Raw genomic sequence first — 22,080 nt, forward strand, 5'->3', positions numbered from 1 at the left:
GATTTCAGAACTTCGGTGCGGTCTTTCCAAGCGCGCGATAGGCGGCGATGACGGTGTTGGCCATCAACATGGCAATCGTCATCGGGCCTACGCCGCCCGGAACGGGGGTGATGGCAGCAGCGACTGCGCTTGCCTCATCATAGGCGACGTCACCGACCAACTTCGATTTGCCTTCACCCTTTTCCGGAGCGGGAATGCGGTTGATGCCGACATCGATGACGGTGGCGCCGGGCTTTACCCAATCGCCCTTCACCATTGCCGCGCGACCCACCGCCGCCACGAGAATATCGGCCGTCTTGCAGACGGTGGCGAGATCCTTGGTGCGCGAATGCGCCATCGTCACCGTGGCATTGGCATTCAGGAGAAGCTGGCCCATCGGCTTGCCGAAGAGGTTGGAGCGGCCGATGACCACGGCGTTCAGGCCGGAAAGATCTTCGCCGTGAATGCTGCGCACCAGAAGCATGGCGCCGGCTGGCGTGCAGGAGATGAGGCCGGTTGCGAGATCGCCGGTCGCCAGCTTGCCGGCGTTCAGCACGCTCAGGCCATCCACATCCTTCTCGGGCAGGATCGACTGGATGATCTCATCGGAATTGAAGTGTTTCGGCAAAGGAAGCTGTACCAGAATGCCGTGGATGGAGGCATCGGCGTTCAGTTCGCCGACCAACTTCAGAAGCTGATCTTGAGTTGTTTCTTCCGGCAGCGTGTGCTGAACGGAATTGAAGCCGCATTGCTTGGCTGTCTTGCTTTTGGAATTCACGTAAGCGTGGCTGGCCGGATCGTTGCCGACGATGACAACCGCGAGACCGGGCTTCACACCCTGTTCCGCCTCAAGCGTTTCTGCCGATTTGCGGACCGCCTCCGTTACCGAAGCCGCCTTTGCCTTTCCGTCAATCACAACTGCCATGCGTCCTGCTCCTGCTGGATTACGTTGGCCCCGTATGGTGCCGACTTTGCAGGAATGCAAGCAAAAATGCAGCTTCGTCAGGCAGTTTTGCGGTAGTCGTCGCGATGCTCGGCGTAATCGGCGAGGCGCTCCCTCAAGAGCGCCAACTCGCGTCTCAATTCCGCCAATTCCTCGGCTTCGGCCTGCTCGTGATCGAAATGCCCGGCAAGGGCTTCACTGAGCAAGGGCGGCAGCTCCGGTGTCGTCTGGGGGGTATTCCTGACGGTGCGGTTGCCCATCAGAACCTGCCGCACACGCTCGTCCAGCGGAATGTCATCGGTATCGAATCCGCTATCGTTCGCCGCCCCGGCGTAATAGTCCGCGAACTCAGCCTCCGGCTCGAATTCGCTATCCGCGGCCAGTTCTTCAAGATCATCGAACACATCCGGCTCGATCGGCTCGAACTCGGGAAACTGCCCCGATTGCTCAGGCGCTTTTTCGGAGGGCAGAACGTGCGCATCATCAAGGACGAGTGCCTCCTCCTCGTCATGGCGACGGTAGCTCAGGAGATACAGGCTGCCCAACAGGCCGAGCAACGCGCCACCGCCTGCCAGCATAGCGGCTTGTGTGAGGTCGCGCGACAATTCGCCCGGTCCTGCCTTCCTGGTGAGGCGGGTCTCAACGGCGGTTGTGGTGGATGAGGACATGTCCCGACGCTCGCTCGCCTCAAGGTAGGCATTTCGCGCCGTTTCCAGTTCACCCTGCAATCTGGAGAATTCACCGGGCGTGACACCAAGGCTGCTCAGGCGGTCGAGATGTTTCGTTCGTTCGGCGTTCGCGGTTGCAACTTCCTGTGCGACGCGCTTCTCATCGGCGCGCAAGCCATCGACCAGCTGACGCAATGCGGGAGCGACAAGCGCCTGCACGGCGTCTACGGCATTCTGGGCGGCGATGCGGCGGGGATGTTTCGGGCCGTAATCGACCGAGACGCCTGAAAGCGCCATGCTGGCACTTGCATGTCTTTGCCTGATGTCCTCAAGCACAGAGAAAGCAGCGCCTGACGGCAGGGGCTTTGACAATACGTCATTCGGCTTGAGGCCGGTGGCCACCGCCAGATCCGTCTGAAGCGACTGCTGCTGCTGGGTCGTCCCCGCAAGGCTGTCATTGAGGTCGCGCAATTGCTGCTCGAGTTGCTGCACTTCCGCCAGGACGGCCTCGCCGTGGCGCATCTGGAAACCGTTCAAGGCGGCTTCCGCCTCGTCCAACCGGGTGCGCGCCCGCTCCGTCTCGCGCATGGCGGGCGTCATGGTGCCGGCCTTGCCATCCGCCATGACACGCATCGAAAGATAATCCGTAAGCCGCATCGCGGTTTCCGGCGTCGCTGCCTTCGAGGTTACGATCAGCGTGTTTTCATCTGGCGTCAGTTCCAGACGTATCGCCTCGCCCACAGCACCGTTCAATGCTTCACGCGGGGAAAGCGAACGGGTATCCGCCCCGGTCAAAAGGTCGAAAAGCAGGCCAAGTTCGCCCTGATTGCGAACGCCGACCATGTCGGCGGGCTTCAATTTGAGGTCGCCCGTTATACGGTCCAGACCGGACGGAGAAAGCAGGGTGCGGCGGGCCATGGCAAGAAAGCGTGCCGCATCGGGTGCATCGTAGCCGGCCTGGGTAACCTCGACATGCGCCTGCGAAACATATCCGCGAAAACCGGAATCGATGAGCAGCAGCGGAAGTGCAGCCCCCACAACGGTGGCGGCGGCTACGCAACCGGCTGTCAGAAGCCGCAGACAATGTTTGCGAAATTGCGACGCAGGCACGGCAACACCATCCTCATCAGGGCGCGTCGCCATCATATCGGGACTGTGATCAACCATCTGAAGCCGTCTGCCACGCTCGGCGCCGCCCGCAACAGGCGGCTTTCAAAACCTTACGGGAGGTTAAAGGATCATGGCAAACAAATGGTTAACGCGGGCCTTGCCGACCCGCCTCAGCCCTTGCCGAGCGCGATGTGCCAGGGCTCAGCGCAAAGGCTGTAAAGCCAGCTCATATGCAGCTTGCGAAAGATCTCGGGCATGCCAGCCACTTCGGACGCCAGCACCTTGAACAGGGGACCGACCGCGATGGCGAGACGCGCATCATCGCGATTGATGCTGCGATGCAGCCATTTCTCCTGGTTTTCCGCAAGCATGCCCGCCAGCACGACATCCACCTTCACGCCCAAAGTATCCCGGTTCAGCATCACGAAATCATGCCACGGCGCATGTGCGCGCAGCTTGGCGAGGACCTCTCCGACTTGTGCTGCGTCATCCCCCGCAACGCCGATACGTTTCGGCACCGCCATATAGGTCAGAAGTGCCATGACGAAGGCAACGCCATCGATGGTCTCGGGCAGAGGCTTGCCGTGTTCGGCGCGTGCGGCGGCATTCATACCCCTGCCCTGCGGCAGAAGCAGACAGCTTTCCAGAATCTGCCTGTAAGCAATGTCCTTGAGGGACAGTCTGGCATTCTGGATGGTAAGAAATGAGAGCATCGTGTGGCCATCACAAGCCGAAGCCTGGCCGCTGACCATTTCCAGCGCCCCGTTCCAGTCCAGATCACAGACGCGCAGTCCGTGAATATTCCGTTGCGATCCCGTCCGCGCAAAATCTGCCGCGAAATTCATGCCAGCCCCCGAATGCCAAATTCACCGCCGCCAATCCGGCGCATGGTTTGCGGGACGGCAGCTCATGGGTCTGTTTATACAGGTGCTGGTTGAATTTACCCTGAAGGCAACCGATCGAATATTCCGGAAAATAGAAAGGGGCGATTAACCAGACCGGTGGCCTGCACCGCGCCGCCGTTAGTGGCTTGGGGCCGCTTCTTTTCCGGTGTCGACTTTCTCGCCTTCGACAAGCTTGACCGAACGGGGCGAGCCGTTGCCCTTTTGCTCGCGAATATCGGCCTTCGACAGATAATCGAGCTGCTCGATCAGGACGTCCCCGACCACCTCGTCGCCGAGTTTCTTGTTCAGCCCCTCTCGGATGCGCTGCTTGAAGACATCAGGGTCAAAGGTGGAGATATTGGCGATGTTGACCATGGAAGAACCCGCCAGAAGCGTGAAGAGTTCGTCGGTCATCAATTGCGTTGCGGGCAGTTCGATCTTCGCCATCTTGTCCTTGTCGACACGCAAGGAAATGCGGCTGAGGAAATAACCGTTCACACCACCGTCATTGATGACGGGGATGGTGATGCTTTCGCCTTTGACCAGTTGCAGACTTGCCTTTTTCGCCCCCGCCTCATCTCCCGACGAGGGGGCCGTCGCCATCTGGACGGAGAAATACACCGCGCCGAGCGTGACGGCGCAAACCCAGACGCCGGTGAGAAGAAGCTTCAACATCAGGAGGCTGCGCCGTACATGAACTGTTCCTGGGAATAGGTGCCGTCCGTATCGGCTTCCTGGATCGCGGTCTTGAGAAGATCCGCAACAGCGCGAACCGCATTCAGATGCGCCTCGACGCGGCTGGCATTGGTCGCGAGCTTGGACTTGATGCCCTGCACCTGATCGAGATGTCCGGCGGCGATTTCCTCATGGGGCGTATCGCGGAACAACATCGTCAACTCATAGAGGCAACGGCTTTTATGGGCATTGGAGACTTTGAAATCGAACTGGGGGTCCTTACCGATATTGTCATTCTCATTGTCGATGATCATTTCAAGACGGCCGAGAACGGATTTGATGCGGTGGTCGTTCGACATAAGGTCCATGCTTGTCTCCTCGTTATGATTTATCATGCTCAAGCCTCGTCCGTTTTATCATTGGAAACGCCGAGGACCTGCCTTTCGAACTCCGCCACCATCCGAATTGCAGCATTATGGTCTTTGTCATTCATGGATACGTCGGTAATGCCTTTGCTCTCGGCTTTCCGCAACGCATCCTTGTAGGCCTGTTCTGCAATGCCAACGCCGCCATTTCTGGAGATCGTGTCGGCAAACTGTTCCGCCATCATGCTTTTCCAGATCTCGCCGGCGTTGCCCTTGCCGTAGACCTCCTCGCTGTCTTTCGGCAGCATGTTGGCAACGAAGGTCTGAAGCACGGAAGCCTCATACTTGCGATATGTTTCCGGAACTTCGGTACGGGCAGAGCGGATGTTGGTATTGCCGAGACCTGCCTTCGAGGTGGCGCTGTCAAGCATATCAATGGCAGCGCCAAAGCCCTTGCCCGAATCGGCAAGGCTCGTCGCAGCGAAAGCCGCCTTGTTCGCCTTCAATTTTTCCTGGGCGACCTGCACTTCCTGAGGGTCCGCAGCGCGAACCACATCCATCACCAGATCGCTTATAACCGATATCGCCACGTCCAGAACTCCCGAGCTGACGAACGGGCGGCATTAAAACCGGGGCGTTCGCTCAATCAAGAAACACCGCTGAATACGTCTCTCTGGACGCCCAACGATGCAACAACGGGACAGACTATGGATCGCCAACCTTGCTGGAGGCTGGTGTCCAGGATGCGTTCGTGATTTCTAACAGATCATAGATTGCATTGTCGTCGGCCTCCCGATCCTCGAGATCGCGCGCGAGATGCATCCTGTCCTCCAGCCGGTCGGCCTTGGTCTTTTCCTTGAGCACCTTGTTTTCCTGCAATTGCTGCACGCCGGAGAGCTGACGGTCCTTGACGACAAGGCGGCCGTAACGATCCGAATAGTGCCTGGAGAACGTCTGGTGGACCGGCTCCATGGAACTCATCGCTTCAAGCACGTTCTCCATGGATTGCGCCACTTCGGCACGCACGCGGGTGGTGTCGGCCAGTTCCACCTCGGCCATTTTCTCCATGTGGCGCTGGACCGTTACCAGGCGCTTGAGTTTGGCCGAACGCTTGTCCGAAGCCATGGCGTTTTCTCCAGATCAGAAGCCGATGAAGACCGGGCCGAAACCATCCACGAATTGCCGGATGAGGGCCGCGATCGACAGGTAAAGCATGAAAATACCGCCCGCGAGAACGAAAGGCGTCGATATGAAGTAGACCGGTATCTGCGGCGCCAGCTTGTTGATGAGGCCGACCGCAACGTTGAACATCAGACCGTAAATTACAAAGGGGCTGGCAAGCCGCAGCATGATGGAAAAGGAGGCGCGCAGCGTATCTGTCAGGGTTATCAGCATCTTCTGGCCGCTGATGAGCGCGCCGACCGGTGTCGTGGCGTAGGAATCGACCAGCGCCCGCAGGACGATATGGTGGAAATCCAGGATGAACAGCACCATGAGCCCACCGAAGGTGATGAAGTTCGATATCTGGTTTTCCTGCACGTCTTCAACGGCATCCGCTCCGCCGGGAGCGCTAAGCCCGATGGATGCGCCGATGAGCGCGCCCGTGAACTGGAAGCCGAGCGTGTAAAACCGCGCGATCAGCCCGTACATTGCGCCAATGACGATCTCGGTGAAGATGAGGCCGACAACGGCGCCCTGGCTTGCGCCGGAGACTTTCGGATAGATCGTATCCCACAGTACCGGCAGAAGCGCCATGGACACCGCAACGCACAGGAGAATGCGTATCTGCGGCGAGATGCGCGAACTGGAAAAGCCCGGCATGGTCATGAAGCAGGCGCCGATACGGCAAATTGCAAGGAACAATGCGATAATTGTCCCTTGCGGGTCGGTTATCATGAAATGGCGCCCAGAATCTTGATCTCCAGCCCCTTGGCCAGTTCCACATGCGAGAGAACCGGCAGGGTCGCAAAGAGTCGTTCGATGATCATGCGCACATAGGACCGTGTTTCCGGCGACGTGACAAGGACAAAGGGTAGTCCGCGATCCATGAATTCACGGATAACTTTCGATGCCTGCTCGGAAAATTCCTCGAGATGGCGGGGATCGATATCGAATTCGACGATTTCGCCCTTTTGATCGCGCTTGAGCGCCTGATGGAAGACCATGTCCCATTTGTTGCCGAGGCGAAGCACACGCAATACGCCATTGTCGGCAAGATCGCCGCAGAGCTGCTGCGACATGCGCACCCGTACATGTTCGACGATCTGCTCGGTCTTGCGCACATGCGGGGCAAGTTCGGCGACCGCTTCCAGAATGAGATGCAGGTTGCGGATCGACACACGCTCGGCGAGCAGCAGTTTCAGCACGGCCTGCAGGCCGGAATAGGACATGTGCGACGAGCAGATTTCGTCGGCAAGCTTCTTGTATTCCGGGTCCAGCCTGTCGATGAGGATCTTGACGTCCTTGTAGGACAGCAATTGCGGCAGATTGTTGCGAATGACTTCGCTCAGATGCGTCAGCACCACAGAGACATTGTCGATCGGGTGGAAACCTTCGCGCTTCAAATCCTCGGTGAATGTCTCGAGAATGGAAACGGCCGGCATGCCGAAGGCGGGTTCGCGGATTTCGTCGCCCGGAATGCTCGGCTTGCGCCCTGCCCCCGTCACGACAAGAACATCGCCAACGCGCAGATTGCTCGACGCGATCGTCGTGCCATGGACACGGATCTGGTAGGCCTTTTCCGGGATCATGATGTCGTCGGAGACCTTGATCTCCGGCACCACGAAGCCGTATTGGGTCGCGAATTTCTTGCGCATCTTGCCGACACGGAAAGCCAGTTCCTGATGCGCACCGAGGAGGCGGGTCGAAACCTGCTTGCCGAGGGCAAGTTCAATTTCGGACGTCTTGAGGACCTGCTTGACGGAGTCCTTTTCCGCTTCGTTGGTCTGGAGAACCTTGTCCTCCTCTTCCTGACGGCGCTGCGCGCTTTCCGCTTCGACCTGGCGCGGAATATACCAGCTGCCGAAGGCCATGATGCCGCCCAAAAGCGTGAAGGGCAGGAAGGGCAATCCAGGCATGACGGCAAGAAGCCCCATCAGCATGGCTGCGACCATCAAGGCACGCGGATATCCGCTCAGCTGATTGATGACGGCCTGATCCGTCGATCCCGAGGTGCCGCCGCGCGACACCAGAAGGCCAGCCGCCAGCGACACGATAAGGGCCGGGATCTGCGAAACGATACCGTCGCCGACCGAAAGCTTCACGAAAACATCGGCAGCCTCGCCGATCGGCATGCCGTGGCGGAAGTAACCGATGATGATGCCGCCGAAAATATTGATCGCGGTGATGATCAGGCCGGCGATCGCATCGCCGCGTACGAATTTGGAAGCACCGTCCATCGAACCGAAGAACGAGCTTTCCTCTTCCAGCTCGCGGCGGCGGCGTTGCGCTTCCTTTTCATCGATGATGCCGGCGGACAAATCGGCATCGATCGACATCTGCTTGCCGGGAATGGCATCCAGCGTGAAGCGCGCGCCGACTTCGGCGATACGGGTGGCACCCTTGGTGATAACGATGAAGTTGACGGTGATCAGGATCAGAAAGACGATCAGACCGATCACGAAGTCGCCGGACATGACGAGGCTGGAGAAGCCCGCAATCACGCCGCCCGCCGCCGTCGGCCCCTCGTTGCCGTGCGAAAGGATGACACGCGTCGTCGCGATGTTCAGCGACAGGCGAATCATGGTCGCGATCAGCAGCACGGTTGGAAAAGACGAGAAATCCAGCGGACGCTGGATCCAGAGCGCCACCATGAGGATGAGGACCGAAAGTGCTATGGAAAAGGCCAGACCGACATCCACCAGAACGACCGGAATGGGCAGGAACAGCACGCAGAGGATCGACACGATGCCCAATGCGAAACCGACATCCCGCATGCTCGGGCTTACCTTGGGCAAGGAAATGACTGGTGGTTGCGCCATAAAATCGTCCTGTCTCTTCATGAGAAGGGCGACGGAAAAGCCGCCGCACGGTTCCGCGGCACCGGTTTTCTAAAATCGCTGACGCAATTCAGCCCGATGCTTCAGCCTATCCCTAGTCGCTGAAGCTTGCGCGAGGATGGCATCCAGGCGGTACGGGCGTCAGAAGCCCGACTGAACCCGCGAAAAGACGAGATTGGAAAAAAGGGCGATCTGCGCGCCCACAAACGGGGCGGCAACGCCGAGAACGATCATGATCGTTACGATTTTAGGGACAAAGGTCAGCGTCATTTCCTGAACCTGGGTCAGGGCCTGGATGAAGGCGATGGCGACACCAACGATCATGGCCGCGAGAACGGCGGGACCGGCCGCGACGAGAACCGTCCAGACTGCCGCCTGCATGATATCAAGCGCATCGGCCTCGTTCATCGTCGCATCCTTTATTCCGGAAAGGCGGCATCATGCCGCCTCTTCAATGTCAGGAACCTGCAGGCACGTCCGAATCGGTGCCGCTATCAGGTGTAGTCGCGATCGGACCGTTCGAGAAGGTCACACCGGCCTGCAGCAGCACTTTGTCACCAGCTTCTGTGATGGCGACGACGCCGTCCGAATAGACTTCGACTTCCTTTACCACGCCGGTGACCTTGTCGTCGGCGCTCTTGACCGTTTTGCCAACCAGGTCGGAAGCGCGCGTCAGGGCTTCGGCCTGCAGCATGCTCTTCAGATGGGTGTTGGTCTTGATCGTCTGCTCAACCTGCGAGAAGCTCGCAAGCTGCGACATCTGCTGGCCGGCATCCATCGGGCTGGTCGGATCCTGGTTTTTCATCTGGGCGATGAGAAGCTTCAGGAAGCTGTCGTAGTTAAGCGAGGCCGCGCTTTTGTCGTTGCTGCTCGCCCCGGCATTTGCCCAGGGGTTAGAGGCTGCCGACGTGACTGCATCTACCGCCATGGTGCGATCTCCTTGCGAATCTGCTCGATCGTTGCGGGGGTCATTTCCTGATTGTTGAGGATCTTTTCCTCGGTCGGGTACAGGCCACGAATGGCCTTCAGCGCTTCGAAAGCCTTACCCGAGGCAACCAGACCGTCGATACGCTTGAGTTCGGCCAGAATCTCCTCATGCTGGAAGCAATTCAGCAGCATGCTCACGGATTTACGGAACAGGTTCGTCGACTGTTCGCGTCCTTCCGGGTTGATGAGGATCATCTGGGCGATGAAATAAAGCTGCCTGAGCGGCGTCGTCGCCTGCTCCGGCTGCAGGACGTGGTTTTCAAGCAGGAACGTGACGTCGTTCAGGAATTCGAGGGCCACCTTGCGATCCACACGCAAAACCGCGCCGTTGATGAAAATCTTTTCGCCCGATTTCAGCGAGATTCGAAGTGTACTTTTCATTTCAGTCCATCCCTGATGATGGTTGTCACGTCAATTATACCCTGGAAATTCGTCGACTGACGTTTCCGGATCAGTTCGCACTCTTTCAAAATCCAGATCGCGATCGAAATCAGATTTGCCCTGAGTTCCATGGCCAGCTGGTTTTCGGGCTGCTTGAGGTCCTCAATGAAGCGGATCCAGACCCGTCGAGTGTAAAAAAGCGCTTCGATCGTGTGGCGCTGGGAAGAGGAATCCTTTGCCTCCACCAGTAGATCGATCGATTTTGTCAACGCCTGCCGCTCGCGATCCTTCGCGTCTGCGACACCATCCTCCATGATTTCGGCGTAGGAAAACTGGTACATTCATGTATCCTTTATCTGCCGCCACCCCTGTTCATCAGAGGTAGTTTACCAGACTCATTTTTTGCAGACGCGACGTAAGGCTGTAGGCAATTTCAATCTGCTGCTGGAGCAGATCCAGGCGTGTCTTCACCTCGTAGGTATCGATCCCCTCGATATCCAGCAGATGAGTCTCGATGATCTTTTTCTGGGCGGCGAGCGAGTCGTTCGCTTTCGAAACACGGCTTTCGGAAAGGCCGAGCTGGCTCTGCTGCTGGTTCAAACCACTAATGACCGTACCTATATTGGTCACCAACCTGGTCGCCACCAATTCGCGAACATCGCTTGGGACCTTGTCATCAAGGAACGTCATCGCCGTCATTGCTGTCATCGCGAAATAACGCATGCCCTGCGAGTTGCTGTTGGTCGATGTCTCGACCACCTCGTTCTGGCTGATGCGGCTCGTCATGTTCGTGTCGCTCGCCTTCGACCCATAGGTCGTCCAAAAATCGTAATTCTGGCCGGCCGTCAGATCGCTGTGCGGTGGGTTCGTAACCGGCGTAGTACCGTTGAACACGCCTTCGATACGGGTCATGAACGCCGCGGCCTGATCCTTGGACAGGTCGGCAATGTTACCGACCCCAGGTGTCTGTGCCGCCATGAACGCGTTCAGCTCAACCTCATAGGCTGCCTTCAGCGTCGATCCTTCGGCAAAGTAGTCATCGATAGGCTTCACATCCGTATTGATGCCGGAAAACAGAAATTCGCCACTGACTGCCGTATTGGCAAAACCGGTGAAGGTGTTGAACGCATTCGAAATGGTTTTGGCGACCGTTGCCAGCGTTGGTGCTGCGCTGCTGGTATTCGGAACAAGAACCTTCTGAATTTCCTGGGCGGCCTTTGCCATGCCATCAAGTGCCGCCTGAGAGGACTTGAGGCGCTGCGTGGCGATGGAATTGACGCTGACGAGCGAAGAGAGACGATCGACATCGCGATTAAGGTCAAGACTGCGGGCCGTGTTGGCACCCAGCGTCACGCCCAGGTCCGCATGTTTACCCGTTGTCAGCTCGGTATTGAGGTTCGTCATCTCAAGCTGGGCCTTGAGGATGGTGCTGCGCATGCTGTTCTGCATCGCCAGCGATGAAATGAAGGACGTTTTCATCTATTACCTCACCATATCCATCAGCGACTTGAGCATGTCGTCGATGGTGGTCACCAGCTTCGTGGCGGCCTTGTAGGATTGCTCGATATCCATGAGCAGCGAAAGCTCCTCATCCAGGCTGACGGCAGTATTGTTCGAATAGGAGGTGGCGGAGCGCTCATAGAGCGCGCTTTTCGCTTCGTTTGCCGAAGTTGCGCCGGATCGTTCCTGTTCGAGCCACCCCACCGAGTTGGTGCCGTATTTCAGGATGCTTGTATTCGTATCGATACGTGTCGACGCGGCAAAATTCATGGGCGCGTCAAAAGCAGTGACATAGCTGTCGATCAGTGCGGAAAACCCGGTTCCGCCTGAAGTTGTGCTGTTGATTACATAAGCGGTACCGTTGATACCGCCGTCGCGCAACAATTCCGGGTTTCCACCTTTGGAAATAATTAACGCAGGGTTGACGGTAATGCTCGCAGCGAGCCCGGGAGAGACAACACCGCTTGCCGGAATGGTTGTGGCCGCAGGGGAGCCGTAGGTGAAGAGGCCTGGCATCTTCGGCAGCGTGCTGGTGGGGCTGGCCGGCTTTTCCGCAAACATGGTGATGAGGCCGCGCGCAATTTCGTCGAGCTGGCTCTGCATGGTTGGCGCCAGGTCGTCACGAACCTGCATCAGACCCTGAAGCGAACCTTCCGCTGTCGTGTTGCTGCCGCTGCTCGCCTTGATCGCGACGCCATCAACGTAGATCGCGTTCCCCGTGACCGTCGCGTCGTAGCCCGGCTGCGCCTTGAAAGTAACCTTGCGCGGCACGACTTCGAACAGGGTCGCGCCATCCGCCGTGTAGAGCGCCACGTCGTTGTTTTCACGATTGACGACATTGATCCCGATGATGGACGAAATGTCCTTCAGCAGCGTCTCGCGCTGGTCGAGAGCATCACTTGGATTGCCGCCGATCGCGGTCTGCGCCTTGACCTCGTTGTTGGCTTCCTCGAATTTCGCGAGCAGGCCGTTCAGCTTGTCGACCTGAAGGGACATTTCCTTGTCGGCACGCAGGCGCATCGCCTGCAACTCGGACGAAGCCTTGTTCAGGGAATTGGCGACGTCCACGGCTGATGTAACCGCAGTCGCAGCAAGCGCGGAATCGCTCGGCTTTGAGGCGTAACCGTCAAGGCTCTTCAGCAGTTCCTTCATATAGGTGGCAGGCGAACTCTCGTAATCGTTGCCGCCGAAAAGGCTTTTCATCTCCTCGAGCCCGGTCAGAACGGTTTTCTGGCCGGAAGCGAGGGATGCACTGGAGATCGTCTGCCTCAGGAGGCTCTCATTCTGGGCACGGCCGTTGGCGACAATACTTGCACCTGACATGGTCGTGCCGAGAATGGCGGTTCGCTTGACGTAGTTCGCATTACCCACATTGGCAATGTTTTTCGAAGTAACGTCCGTCTGCTTACCTGTATTGTTGAAGATCGACTGCGCAGTATTCATTGCTGACGTGAGCGACATTCATTTGTCCTCGTGAGAATTACTATCTCTTCAGATTGATCAGGACATCCATCAAATCCGACCCGGTCTGGAAGACTTTCGAATTCGCTGTATAGATACGCTGGGATTCAATCATATCGGTGAGTTCGCTGGCGATATCGACGTTCGAGCCCTCAAGCGCACCCTTCTGGATGTAACCGAAGCTGCCCGTCTGCGGGAAACCGATGGTGACGACGCCCGACTCGTTGCTCGGCAGATAAACGTTGCCGTTCTGAGGGGAGAGGTTGTCGACGCTCGGCACCGTGGCAACCGCCAGCTGGTAGATGTTGCGGCGGCCACCATCCTGATAGACTGCAGTCACTACGCCGTCCTTGCCGATTTCCACGTCCTTGATCTGGCTCGGGCCGTTACCGTTCAGGATCGCGGTGCCGGGCGTGAACTTCGTCGAGAACTGCGACATGTCGGACAGGTCGATACTTATTGCCTGCGGGACGCCGCTGACCGTGTCGTTGATGGTGATCGACTTTGGAGAGGTAGGTGTGAGCTTATTGGTCGCCGGGTCGAATGCCAGCGTGACTGATTCCTTGACAAGGTTCGCTGCTGGGGTCGCCGTGTAAGGGAAGCCGCCATTGGTCGACTGGTCCTGACGATAGACTGCCACTTCCCAGGTATTGGCGCCGGTCTTGGTGTAATAGAAATCGTAGAGAACCTTCGCGCCACCGCTGTCGTACGCCGTCAACGATGTCTTGTTACCGATCGTCGATGTTGCAAGGTTGTCGCTCGGACGCGAGCCCGCCGCAACAGCGGCTTCATCGCGATTGAGGTTGGCCGGGAAGCTGCCCTGCGTGGAGGGCGATGCTGTCAGGCCGAAATTATTGACGTTGACGGCCTCAAGGCCGGTAAAGCCGTTGACGACGGCAGCTGGCGCATTTGCCCCGTAGGGGTAACCCATCAGCTGGAAGCCCGCTGCGTTTTCCAGGTAGCCTTCCGCATTCTTCACGAACGAGCCGGCACGTGTGAGATAAGGCGTGCCGCCACCATCCTGAACCACGAAGAAACCGTTGCCCTGAATGGCAAGATCGGTGCTCGACGTGGTGTAGGACAGGTTGCCCTGCTCTGAAATGCTGTAGCGAACGTTGGACTGCACGCCGCCGGAGGCATAGCTGCCCGACGAGGAGGGCAGAACGAGCGAGGAGAACGACGTCGATGCGCGCTTGTAGCCGGTGGTGCTTGCGTTGGCGATGTTGTCGCCAACGGTTCCCAGCTTGTTAGCCTGTGCATTCATGCCGGACACACCGGTTCGCATAGTGCCGAAAATACTCATTCAAAAACCCTCGTGGTCATCTTCAGGGAGAAGGTAAAGCGTTTGGCTTGCGTGAAGCTGTCTGAAATACCGCGTTTGAAAAAGACCACGCGGATGAATGAATATTATTGCCAATCAATGCTGTAACCGAGGAAACGCTTGGAATCGACCGGATCGTAGCCGAGCTTCTTGCGAAGCTTCTTGCGCAGCTTGCTGATATGGCTTTCCACGACGTTCTCTTCGACGTCATCATCGAAGATGCCGTAGATGGCATTGAAAATCTGCGCCTTAGAAACGCGGCGTCCGCGATTGGCAATCAAATATTCAAGGATGCGGCGCTCGCGCCGCGGCAAGGCAAAGACCTCGCCACCAACTTCGGGATCACGACCGTCGGAGAAAACCCGGATCGGTCCCGCATCGGTGAAATTCGAGATAACCTGCAGGCGGCGACGGATCGCCGCCGCACGCGCAAGGATTTCACGGGGGTGAACCGGCTTGCGCACGACGTCATCGACGCCGCTGTCGAACAGCGCCAGAGTCGATTCCAGCGAGGGCTGGTCGCTGACCGCGATCACCGGTGCCGTCGTGCGATCCCTGATCGCCTTCGGCAAGGAGAAGCTCCGGTCGCCCTGACCGATCAGGAATGCCTCTACGGCCGCCAGATCGCTGTCCGCTGCCGTCGAGACCCACTCCCCGAATTCGACCGGATCGAAACCGGTCGAGGGGATGCCCTCACGCCCAAATAGAGAAGTATAGCCGTCTTTAACGAGCTCGCGCTCATCAACCACTACGATCATTCGTCCGCCTCCGAATCAGTGTGGTGTTTTCCAATGCGGCATTGGTACGAATCGGGGGATTCAGCGACAACTGTAGGAAATCATCGATAGTTATTAATAATTGATTAACCATTTTGTGCCGATTTGATCTATATATAGTGGTTGTTAACCATATACGGTACAAAATTTTTGTGTAAAAATTTCAAAAATCCGAAAAAATCGCTTGCGGCGCCTTTTTTAGGGCTTTCTCTCGCCACATTTCAAATTGCGAGTCCTTGATCGCATCAAAACAATCGATGGTTGTTATCCGTCGCAGAAATTTTTCGCGTTGGCGGTCCATTTTCCGTAGCCCGTCGCCACCAGATTGGCGATCACCCGGCAGACATATTTCTTTTGAGCCGGGTCGTTGTTGGGCCCGGCATGATAGCGGGCGACCGCCATGGTCCAGGTTTCGTGCCTGTTGTGGAGATTGCGCAGGAACATGGCGGCATATTCGACATTGCGGCGCGGATCGAACATTTCACGCGCGGATGTGAAGTTTTCGCCATGGAAATAGTGGTTTATCTGCATGCATCCCAGGTCGATCAGCTTGGCGCCGTTGCGCTTTGCCGTCTCGAAAGTGGTCAATGCCTCCTCGGTGGAGGAGGCAAATACCGGTTTTCCCTCAATATTCATGGCGTTGGGGTCAAGCCGACCCTTGCGACCGGTCTCGGTCAGGCCGACAGAATAGAGAATTCCCTCCGGCACGCCGTATTTGCGGGCGGCGGACTGAATTTCCCTTTCACAGACACCTGACGTTGCCGAAGCGGAGGCGTTTTCAGAGGTAAACGCCGTTGTCAGCAGAAGTGCGGGCAGAGCCAAGAGCGCCATCCATGCCTTCATTATGCACCCCCAAATTATCACCATTGCCCTGCCGTCCGCCGCGTGTGCCGGACTCGTCACGGTTGCGCCCTGCGGCGGCCTGTTGGCCTTGCTGCTGCGCCTGCTGATTTTGCTGATTGTTGGCTTGTGTGCCCGTTTGGTCACTCTTGTCAGAAGAAGCAATGCTGATGGTGATGTTATCGACCGTCAGACCCTGCGCCTTGAGGCCATCGAGGATGCTCTTGCTGTCCTGCTGAAGCTTTTTGTAGGCGGCCACGTTCTCCACCGTCATGTGAACGGCAAGCTCATCGCCGGCAAGACGCAACGACATCGTCACCGATCCCAGCTCGATCGGCGTCATGTGCAGCTTCAGCGTATGGACGACTTTGCCGGTACTGCTCTGGGCCGCCTCATTGGACAGCGACGAGCCGGGCTGCATGGCGCTAACCCATTCAGAATCATTGGCGATGAGGCCAGTCAGAGCCGAGGCGTTGGATGAAGGTGCCAGACCAATGAACCGCCGCGAATCGAGAACCGTAATCGTCTCGGTCGCCTTGCCGCTGCTTTCCCGGGCATCGAACTCGACGCGGCCATCCCGCTGAACCGTACTCATATCGAGAGCGCGGGCTGTGCCGGAACGAGGAGATGCGAAGCGGAATGCCGAGGCGTCGCCTTCAGTGCCCGATCCGGATCCGGCTTCGTTTCCGGCAAGCTCGGTCCGTGCGTGCATGTCCTTCGCCAGAGGCTCAGCCTTACCCCTGACAGTTTCAACCTTTTCGGATTTGACATCGGCCTTACCGGCAATCGCCTGCGCAATTTCCTCAAGGGGCGTCTTGGCTGTCACGATATCGCCGACATTGGCCGTGAGCGTCTGCAGCTCTGCCAGCTTCGGATCGATTGCATCCGCCGCCGTCTGGCTCTCCTTGTCGGCGTCCTTGACCTTCTTGCCAGGTTTGCCGTTTTCAGGCGATGTGTGCGCCGTCTTAATCGCATTCTGAAGCTCCGCCAGCGCCTCGTGACCATGGCCTTCTCCGGAATGGTCCTTGACGATCACGTTCAGGAAGCTCGGAGGCCGCTTGACCGGCACATCCGTCTTTTCAGCATCGTCATCCGGTTGCACATTCTGCTCCTCAGCCGATCCCGCTTCCTGCTGATGACGCGAATGCGTTGCCTGCGGCGGGCGCTCTTCCCTGACCGTCGCGAGGGTGTCGCCGAAACTTCCGCCTTTGGCGTCGTCCCTCACACTGGCGCTGCCAGCGCGCGGATCGTTATATGGCGCATTCACTATCGCGTTGATGGTTGCGTCGATCATGGTGCCCCCTCGCCTTTCTTCAAAAGGCTGTCGATTTCATCGAGCTTACTGCGGCCGCTCGTCACGAGTTGCCGGACGTTCTCGCCCTCATCCTCAGCCTTGTGGTTTTCAACTCTCCATATGCCCTTGGTCTCGGCACTGGCCGCCTCATTCGCGGGCGCGCCCGACCCGGCCCCCTGCCCTGCCGTGACACCGGGATCGGCGCCAGGCTGCGGGGAAGGCGGACGAACCACCTGGTCGGCGATTGCCCTTGCCGCGTCCCGCAGGGCCCTGTCGCGATCCGAAAGCTGGGCCTCGGGAATTTGCCCGATTGTTTCAATCGCGCTCACCACATCGGGCGTGCCGATATTGGAAAGGCTTTCATAGAGATTTGCCTGAACTTGCGGCTGGTCCGGCATATCCGGCGACAGCGCTTTCGCCTTCAACGCCGCCATGCGCGCCAGCGAATCCTTGCCGCTGATCGCCGCGAGACGGGACAGGCGCAGATAAGCTTCCTTCTGCCTCTCCGCGTCCATCATGGCGAATGTTTCCTCTATCGTGTCGTGCCCGATGGAATCGACACGTTTGACCACAAGTGAGACCAGAAGGTCCGCGAACTGGCTGGCATAGGGCGAATGCAGGAACCGCCGCGCGTAACGCTGTGCATATTCGACGCCACGCCCGGCATCGCCGTCTTCAACGGCGATAGCAAGCGAGCGGCGGAGTGCAGCCTCCTCCACGATGGTACCGGGCGCTTCGAGCCGGGCTATGTCATAGAAACCGAGGGCAGCCACCGGATCGCGGGGGATCGTCACATTGCCGCCGATCAGTGCAAGATAGGCGCCAATTCTCGTGCCGCGATACTCGGGCACCATGGCCGCGATGCTCTGGGCGACCAGCGTTCCCTTGCCGGACAGATATTTGCGCAGAATATCGGCGACGCGGCTGTCGAAATTGCCGTCCACGTCCCGCGCGACGAGCAATTCGAGCGTGGCCGGATTGCCGCCGCTCATCGCGTAGACAAGCGCCGCATCAACATTGCGCGGATCCTTGAAGATCGCCGAAGGTGCGCTCTTAAGCCGCTCGTCGATCGTCTGGAGCAGAAACCGCTGCATTTCGGTTGCCGAATGGTCTCCCATGGTGACGGAATCCTGCACGAACTGCAGGGAGCGCAACATGGCATAGGGCATGAGGTTGTCTTGCGATTGCGCAAAAACCTTCGCCGGTTCGGCACCGAGACCACACAGTGTCGCCGCAAGAAAAACCCAACGTTTCGAGGATTTCGTCACACTCACCCCCGATCGGCCTCAAGCAGGATTTCGATACGGCGGTTCGCATTCGCCAGCGGGTCTGCCGGCACCTGCAATCTGCGATCCGCAAAACCCGAAACCTGTTTCACCCGCTCTTCCGACAGGCCGCCGCGAACCAGCATGTAATAGGCGCTATGCGCGCGGTCCATGGAAAGCCGCCAATTGTCATTGGCCTCACCCTTGAACTGGCGTCCATCGGTATGGCCGCGGATCACCACGCTGCCGCCACGCTCCTGAAGCAACTTGCCGATCTTCTCCATGGCCAGGACCATTTCGCCGCGGGGCACAGCCGATCCAACATTGAACATCGGCGTTTCCGTCTGGTCGGAAATGGTCAACAGCAATCCGCCTTCGGCGGGCGTCACCACCAGACCTTCGGCGAGCTTGCCGCTGATGCCGGATATCTGCTTCTCGATCTCTTGGCGCAGCTCTTTGGCCTCTTCCTTCTGCGCAGCAGTACCTTGCTGCTGCTCCGGCTGAGGCTGCGTAAGTGCTGCCTGCTCTGCGGCACCCGGCCGCTGCTGCGGCACCACGGCGGCGACTTCCATGGCCTTGCCGTGATCTGCACCATCGGCTGGCTGCTGAGACGATTTAGCCGCAACCGCTTCATTATCCTTGGCAGCGTCCTGCTGCTTGTTCTCGGCAGATTGCTGCTGTTCGACCGGATTTTGCTGCTGGTCCGCACGTGTGATCTTCACCTGCTGGGTCCAGAAATCGGGATCGAAGGGATCGCGGTAAGCCTCACCGCCGCTCGCACCCGTCGCCGGGCCGGAATCGGCAGCACCACCTTCGCCCTTGGCGCTGACATTGGCCTGCTGCCCGACCTGCTGGGCAATTTCCGCCAGAACGGAATAGGGATTCTCGAAAAAGTCCGCTTCGGAGAAGTTCGACTGCTCCCCGGTCTGCGAGGTCAGGTCTTCACCTGTCGCGGCGGCTGAACCCTGGGTGACCTTTTCCGCCTTTATGTTGGACTGGTCTTTCTTCTCGACGCCCTCTTCCTTGTCCACGGGTTTTTCCAGCCCCTTGGACGAGGGTTTCTCATCGGACAGCTTTATCGGATTGAAATAGCTGGCGACCGAGGCCTTGGTTTCCTCGTTTGCGGCGTTGACCAGCCACATGACGAGGAAGAACGCCATCATGGCCGTCATGAAGTCGGCATAAGCGATCTTCCACGCGCCGCCATGGGCGCCATCGTGCCCGCCCTTGTGGCGTTTGACGATGATGATCTCGTTCTTGCCGTGGTGGTGATTTTCGCCTTCACTCATTTCATCACCTTGCGAAGACTGGACGCCCAGGCGGACATGCGCGTGACGAACACGCTTTCACCCAACTCAACGGAGAGGTCGATATCTGCCGTCTCGATAAATTTCATCGTCTCTTCTTCAAAGCCCGGCTGCGTCTTCAGCTGCTCAAACAAATCTTTCGGGCCTTTCACGACAAGGGTCACGGCCTCGCCATCCGGCATGGAAGCGCGAACGACATCCGCAAGCGCCGAAACCGCCTTCAGCGACAGCTCTTCGGTCAGAACCGGGGCAAGGATATTGGCGGTCTGTTCGCTGAGATTGGTCGCGATCGCATCGATGCCTTCACGCAGCCTTAGCGACAGGAAAACGGCAATTTCTTCCAGATAGACGGAACGTAAGCCTTCGAGTTCTGCGGCATGAGCAGCAAGAAGCTCCTCGCGCTCGGCCTGCATTTTCTCCGTGATCTCGCGGGTCGCATCCTCGTGACCACGGGCATAGGCGGCCTGTTTTTCGCTTTCGACGTCGAGCGGCTCGAATTCATCGAAACCGGATGCAATATCGCCAAAACCGGAAATGCCGTCGACATCCGCCAACGGTTCGCCGAACGTCAGTCCCGCGGGCTGCACGTCACCGAAATCCTTGAGATATCTTGCAATGGACGCGCTCATGCCCGCCCCCGGCAAAACAGGCCAAAGGGGCGAGACATGTTTCGTTGCCTGCGATCAAAGCCGTTTGGCGGCACCACCGTCATCCTTGCTACCCTGCCCGTCTCTTCAATTGTTTCCGGCCGGATCACGCCATGCGATCCACCCGATATTGCCCCGACGTTAGGTGTTCAAACTTGTGCGAGGATGAAGGCGGGCGCCGTTTTCAGAAACCTTGCAACCAACTCCCCCGAACCCGCCGGACCGACGCCGGTTTACTTGAAGAGCTGAAGGATGTTTTGCGCGTTGGCATTGGCGATCGAGAGCGCCTGGATGCCGAGCTGCTGCTGTGTCTGCAGAGCCTTCAGCCTGGTCGATTCCTCGTTCATATCCGCATCCACGAGACGGCCGATACCCTTGTCGATCACGTCCATCAGGCTCGAGACAAAGTTTTCCTGCATGTTGATGCGGCTCTGTAGTGAGCCGAGGCTGGAGGCCGTGCTGGTCATGGCTTCGAGCTGCTTGTCGACAAAACTCATCATCACATCGATGGCGTCGGAAGCGGTGTAGTTCGTGGTGCCACCGGAAAAACCGCTCATGGCTGCCGCCACGACATCGAGATTGTCGAGATCGAGCGTGGAGACGGAAAGACCGAGGGATCTGGCAACGGAGGTCGGCGCACCGGTCGTGTCATAAAACCAATCGTTGCTGCCTGTGTCCCGATAGGCCGCCGCGACGGTGGTGGTGCCGCTCGAAGGGTTGGTCGCCGTCACCTTGACCCAGGTATTCTCGGACAAACGAAGATAATTCACCGTTCCGTTGCTGTAGACGCTCGGGTCGGTATTCGTATCCGGCGTCGCCGCATTCAGCGTGCCGATTTCCGCGTCCGTCAATTTCTTGACGACGTAACCCGCATTGGTGGTCACGCCGGCTGTCGTCGATGTTTGGGTGATCTGTTGTTCCGTCTTCGCGACAAAAACGGCGCTCTTGTCGAGAATACCGAGTTTTCCGCCGCTGAGGTCGAAAAGCACGGCACTGCCGTCCAGCACATAGTCAACCGTGGTGACGCCGACATTGCCCGAACCGGTGCGTGTGAAGGACGCGACGACCTTTTTGGTGATGGGTTCTACAACCGGCGGCGTGCCACCATTGCTGATGCTGGCCTGCAGCCAGTTCTCGCCGGAGAAGGAGGCAGATTCCGACGTGCTCTTCAGCTGTTCCTGAAGCTGCTTGATTTCGTCCTGGATCTTGCCGCGGTCAGCCCCGACGCCATAGGCGGCGACAAGCTTTTCCTTGATTTTCTTGACGACCTCGATCGAGTTCGCAAGGGCGTCATAGGCCGTATCGACCTTGGCGGCGCCCAGTCCCAATGCATCCTGCACGGCCGAGAGCGCTGCATTGTCGGAGCGCATGGTTGTGGAGATAGACCAGTAGGCGGCATTGTCCGCCGCCGTTTCGACACGGTAGCCGGACGACACACGCGCCTGCGTCGTCTCGAGATTCTTGTCGATCATGCGCAAGGTTTGCAGCGCGGCCATCGCCGCCGCATTGGTCAAAATGCTGGTCATTGGGTCCACCCAATTGGTACTGTCAGGAAAAATCCGGCGCTGCGCCGAAAACGAGCAGAGGCATCATGCGCATCAGCGATGGTAAAAAGAGCCACCGCGACCTGCCGTTCGTTAACAAATCGTTAATTCGATAGGTACCAAACAACAACGCTG

General features: G+C 58.2%; 23 protein-coding genes. All 23 read right to left on the reverse strand.

Annotation, left to right across the window (positions count from 1 at the left end):
• Positions 1–4: 4 nt before the first annotated feature.
• Positions 5–904: a bifunctional methylenetetrahydrofolate dehydrogenase/methenyltetrahydrofolate cyclohydrolase FolD gene (folD, locus tag ACQZ6D_RS14920; RefSeq protein ID WP_038489842.1), complete on the reverse strand. Its 900-nt coding sequence runs from the start codon at positions 902–904 to the stop codon at positions 5–7.
• A 77-nt stretch (positions 905–981) separates the two neighbouring features.
• Positions 982–2,757, reverse strand: coding sequence for a GumC domain-containing protein (locus tag ACQZ6D_RS14925; protein WP_113555499.1), 1,776 nt, complete (start codon positions 2,755–2,757; stop codon positions 982–984).
• Between the two features lie 113 nt (positions 2,758–2,870).
• A complete protein-coding gene (locus tag ACQZ6D_RS14930; RefSeq protein WP_003515124.1) occupies positions 2,871–3,545 on the reverse strand; it encodes a WecB/TagA/CpsF family glycosyltransferase in 675 nt (224 codons plus the stop codon).
• Positions 3,546–3,722: 177 nt separating this feature from the next.
• Positions 3,723–4,259, reverse strand: a complete 537-nt coding sequence (locus tag ACQZ6D_RS14935; RefSeq protein ID WP_003515123.1) for a hypothetical protein — start codon at positions 4,257–4,259, stop codon at positions 3,723–3,725.
• Positions 4,259–4,627: a hypothetical protein gene (locus ACQZ6D_RS14940; protein WP_003515122.1), complete on the reverse strand. Its 369-nt coding sequence runs from the start codon at positions 4,625–4,627 to the stop codon at positions 4,259–4,261. Before ACQZ6D_RS14940 ends, ACQZ6D_RS14935 begins: the two co-directional genes overlap by 1 nt.
• A 29-nt stretch (positions 4,628–4,656) precedes the next feature.
• The gene (locus ACQZ6D_RS14945; RefSeq protein WP_003515121.1) at positions 4,657–5,214 is read right to left on the reverse strand and encodes a rod-binding protein; all 558 of its coding nucleotides are present in this window, start codon (positions 5,212–5,214) and stop codon (positions 4,657–4,659) included.
• Between the two features lie 115 nt (positions 5,215–5,329).
• The gene (locus ACQZ6D_RS14950) at positions 5,330–5,749 is read right to left on the reverse strand and encodes a hypothetical protein (RefSeq protein WP_448729793.1); all 420 of its coding nucleotides are present in this window, start codon (positions 5,747–5,749) and stop codon (positions 5,330–5,332) included.
• A 15-nt stretch (positions 5,750–5,764) separates the two neighbouring features.
• Positions 5,765–6,520 (reverse strand): flagellar biosynthetic protein FliR, encoded by a 756-nt coding sequence (fliR, locus tag ACQZ6D_RS14955; RefSeq protein ID WP_003515118.1) that lies wholly within the window; start codon positions 6,518–6,520, stop codon positions 5,765–5,767.
• A complete protein-coding gene (flhA, locus tag ACQZ6D_RS14960; protein ID WP_003515116.1) occupies positions 6,517–8,604 on the reverse strand; it encodes a flagellar biosynthesis protein FlhA in 2,088 nt (695 codons plus the stop codon). The genes fliR and flhA overlap by 4 nt, the downstream gene beginning before the upstream one ends.
• A gap of 159 nt (positions 8,605–8,763) precedes the next feature.
• Positions 8,764–9,030 carry a flagellar biosynthetic protein FliQ gene (locus ACQZ6D_RS14965; RefSeq protein ID WP_003515115.1) on the reverse strand — a complete coding sequence of 89 codons (267 nt, stop codon included), beginning with the start codon at positions 9,028–9,030 and terminating at the stop codon, positions 8,764–8,766.
• A gap of 49 nt (positions 9,031–9,079) precedes the next feature.
• The gene (gene flgD, locus ACQZ6D_RS14970) at positions 9,080–9,550 is read right to left on the reverse strand and encodes a flagellar hook assembly protein FlgD (protein WP_003515114.1); all 471 of its coding nucleotides are present in this window, start codon (positions 9,548–9,550) and stop codon (positions 9,080–9,082) included.
• Positions 9,541–9,990: a flagellar biosynthesis repressor FlbT gene (gene flbT, locus ACQZ6D_RS14975; protein WP_003515113.1), complete on the reverse strand. Its 450-nt coding sequence runs from the start codon at positions 9,988–9,990 to the stop codon at positions 9,541–9,543. The genes flgD and flbT overlap by 10 nt, the downstream gene beginning before the upstream one ends.
• Positions 9,987–10,331, reverse strand: a complete 345-nt coding sequence (gene flaF, locus ACQZ6D_RS14980) for a flagellar biosynthesis regulator FlaF (RefSeq protein ID WP_003515112.1) — start codon at positions 10,329–10,331, stop codon at positions 9,987–9,989. Before flaF ends, flbT begins: the two co-directional genes overlap by 4 nt.
• A 34-nt stretch (positions 10,332–10,365) precedes the next feature.
• The gene (locus ACQZ6D_RS14985; protein WP_448729794.1) at positions 10,366–11,469 is read right to left on the reverse strand and encodes a flagellar hook-associated family protein; all 1,104 of its coding nucleotides are present in this window, start codon (positions 11,467–11,469) and stop codon (positions 10,366–10,368) included.
• A gap of 3 nt (positions 11,470–11,472) precedes the next feature.
• On the reverse strand, positions 11,473–12,951 hold the full coding sequence (gene flgK, locus ACQZ6D_RS14990; RefSeq protein WP_003515109.1) for a flagellar hook-associated protein FlgK: 1,479 nt from the start codon (positions 12,949–12,951) through the stop codon (positions 11,473–11,475).
• A 22-nt stretch (positions 12,952–12,973) separates the two neighbouring features.
• Positions 12,974–14,254 (reverse strand): flagellar hook protein FlgE, encoded by a 1,281-nt coding sequence (locus tag ACQZ6D_RS14995; protein ID WP_065703824.1) that lies wholly within the window; start codon positions 14,252–14,254, stop codon positions 12,974–12,976.
• A 104-nt stretch (positions 14,255–14,358) separates the two neighbouring features.
• On the reverse strand, positions 14,359–15,030 hold the full coding sequence (rem, locus tag ACQZ6D_RS15000; RefSeq protein WP_003515107.1) for a transcriptional activator Rem: 672 nt from the start codon (positions 15,028–15,030) through the stop codon (positions 14,359–14,361).
• Positions 15,031–15,312: 282 nt separating this feature from the next.
• A complete protein-coding gene (locus tag ACQZ6D_RS15005) occupies positions 15,313–15,879 on the reverse strand; it encodes a lytic transglycosylase domain-containing protein (RefSeq protein ID WP_019564301.1) in 567 nt (188 codons plus the stop codon).
• Positions 15,827–17,182 (reverse strand): flagellar hook-length control protein FliK, encoded by a 1,356-nt coding sequence (fliK, locus tag ACQZ6D_RS15010; protein WP_065703822.1) that lies wholly within the window; start codon positions 17,180–17,182, stop codon positions 15,827–15,829. The genes ACQZ6D_RS15005 and fliK overlap by 53 nt, the downstream gene beginning before the upstream one ends.
• Positions 17,179–18,456: a chemotaxis protein MotC gene (gene motC / locus ACQZ6D_RS15015; RefSeq protein ID WP_003515101.1), complete on the reverse strand. Its 1,278-nt coding sequence runs from the start codon at positions 18,454–18,456 to the stop codon at positions 17,179–17,181. The genes fliK and motC overlap by 4 nt, the downstream gene beginning before the upstream one ends.
• Complete coding sequence (locus ACQZ6D_RS15020) at positions 18,453–19,736, reverse strand: MotB family protein (RefSeq protein WP_019564303.1); 1,284 nt, start codon at positions 19,734–19,736, stop codon at positions 18,453–18,455. The genes motC and ACQZ6D_RS15020 overlap by 4 nt, the downstream gene beginning before the upstream one ends.
• Complete coding sequence (locus ACQZ6D_RS15025) at positions 19,733–20,383, reverse strand: hypothetical protein (RefSeq protein ID WP_003515099.1); 651 nt, start codon at positions 20,381–20,383, stop codon at positions 19,733–19,735. The genes ACQZ6D_RS15020 and ACQZ6D_RS15025 overlap by 4 nt, the downstream gene beginning before the upstream one ends.
• A 251-nt stretch (positions 20,384–20,634) precedes the next feature.
• Positions 20,635–21,927, reverse strand: coding sequence for a flagellin N-terminal helical domain-containing protein (locus ACQZ6D_RS15030; protein WP_065703820.1), 1,293 nt, complete (start codon positions 21,925–21,927; stop codon positions 20,635–20,637).
• Positions 21,928–22,080 lie beyond the last annotated feature (153 nt).

The organism is Agrobacterium sp. 22-3639C2 (genome assembly GCF_053522105.1).

Excerpts from the sequence above, each read along its gene's own strand:
- flgD (WP_003515114.1), bottom strand. The coding sequence starts at position 9,550 with ATGGCGGTAGATGCAGTCACGTCGGCAGCCTCTAACCCCTGGGCAAAT.
- ACQZ6D_RS15005 (WP_019564301.1), bottom strand. The coding sequence starts at position 15,879 with ATGGCGCTCTTGGCTCTGCCCGCACTTCTGCTGACAACGGCGTTTACC.
- ACQZ6D_RS14940 (WP_003515122.1), bottom strand. The coding sequence starts at position 4,627 with ATGGACCTTATGTCGAACGACCACCGCATCAAATCCGTTCTCGGCCGT.
- fliK (WP_065703822.1), bottom strand. The coding sequence starts at position 17,182 with ATGATCGACGCAACCATCAACGCGATAGTGAATGCGCCATATAACGAT.
- ACQZ6D_RS14925 (WP_113555499.1), bottom strand. The coding sequence starts at position 2,757 with ATGGTTGATCACAGTCCCGATATGATGGCGACGCGCCCTGATGAGGAT.
- fliR (WP_003515118.1), bottom strand. The coding sequence starts at position 6,520 with ATGATAACCGACCCGCAAGGGACAATTATCGCATTGTTCCTTGCAATT.
- rem (WP_003515107.1), bottom strand. The coding sequence starts at position 15,030 with ATGATCGTAGTGGTTGATGAGCGCGAGCTCGTTAAAGACGGCTATACT.
- ACQZ6D_RS15030 (WP_065703820.1), bottom strand. The coding sequence starts at position 21,927 with ATGACCAGCATTTTGACCAATGCGGCGGCGATGGCCGCGCTGCAAACC.
- ACQZ6D_RS14950 (WP_448729793.1), bottom strand. The coding sequence starts at position 5,749 with ATGGCTTCGGACAAGCGTTCGGCCAAACTCAAGCGCCTGGTAACGGTC.
- flaF (WP_003515112.1), bottom strand. The coding sequence starts at position 10,331 with ATGTACCAGTTTTCCTACGCCGAAATCATGGAGGATGGTGTCGCAGAC.
- flgK (WP_003515109.1), bottom strand. The coding sequence starts at position 12,951 with ATGTCGCTCACGTCAGCAATGAATACTGCGCAGTCGATCTTCAACAAT.
- flbT (WP_003515113.1), bottom strand. The coding sequence starts at position 9,990 with ATGAAAAGTACACTTCGAATCTCGCTGAAATCGGGCGAAAAGATTTTC.
- ACQZ6D_RS14965 (WP_003515115.1), bottom strand. The coding sequence starts at position 9,030 with ATGAACGAGGCCGATGCGCTTGATATCATGCAGGCGGCAGTCTGGACG.
- ACQZ6D_RS14930 (WP_003515124.1), bottom strand. The coding sequence starts at position 3,545 with ATGAATTTCGCGGCAGATTTTGCGCGGACGGGATCGCAACGGAATATT.
- flhA (WP_003515116.1), bottom strand. The coding sequence starts at position 8,604 with ATGGCGCAACCACCAGTCATTTCCTTGCCCAAGGTAAGCCCGAGCATG.
- ACQZ6D_RS14935 (WP_003515123.1), bottom strand. The coding sequence starts at position 4,259 with ATGTTGAAGCTTCTTCTCACCGGCGTCTGGGTTTGCGCCGTCACGCTC.
- ACQZ6D_RS14995 (WP_065703824.1), bottom strand. The coding sequence starts at position 14,254 with ATGAGTATTTTCGGCACTATGCGAACCGGTGTGTCCGGCATGAATGCA.
- ACQZ6D_RS15025 (WP_003515099.1), bottom strand. The coding sequence starts at position 20,383 with ATGAGCGCGTCCATTGCAAGATATCTCAAGGATTTCGGTGACGTGCAG.
- ACQZ6D_RS14985 (WP_448729794.1), bottom strand. The coding sequence starts at position 11,469 with ATGAAAACGTCCTTCATTTCATCGCTGGCGATGCAGAACAGCATGCGC.
- ACQZ6D_RS15020 (WP_019564303.1), bottom strand. The coding sequence starts at position 19,736 with ATGAGTGAAGGCGAAAATCACCACCACGGCAAGAACGAGATCATCATC.
- folD (WP_038489842.1), bottom strand. The coding sequence starts at position 904 with ATGGCAGTTGTGATTGACGGAAAGGCAAAGGCGGCTTCGGTAACGGAG.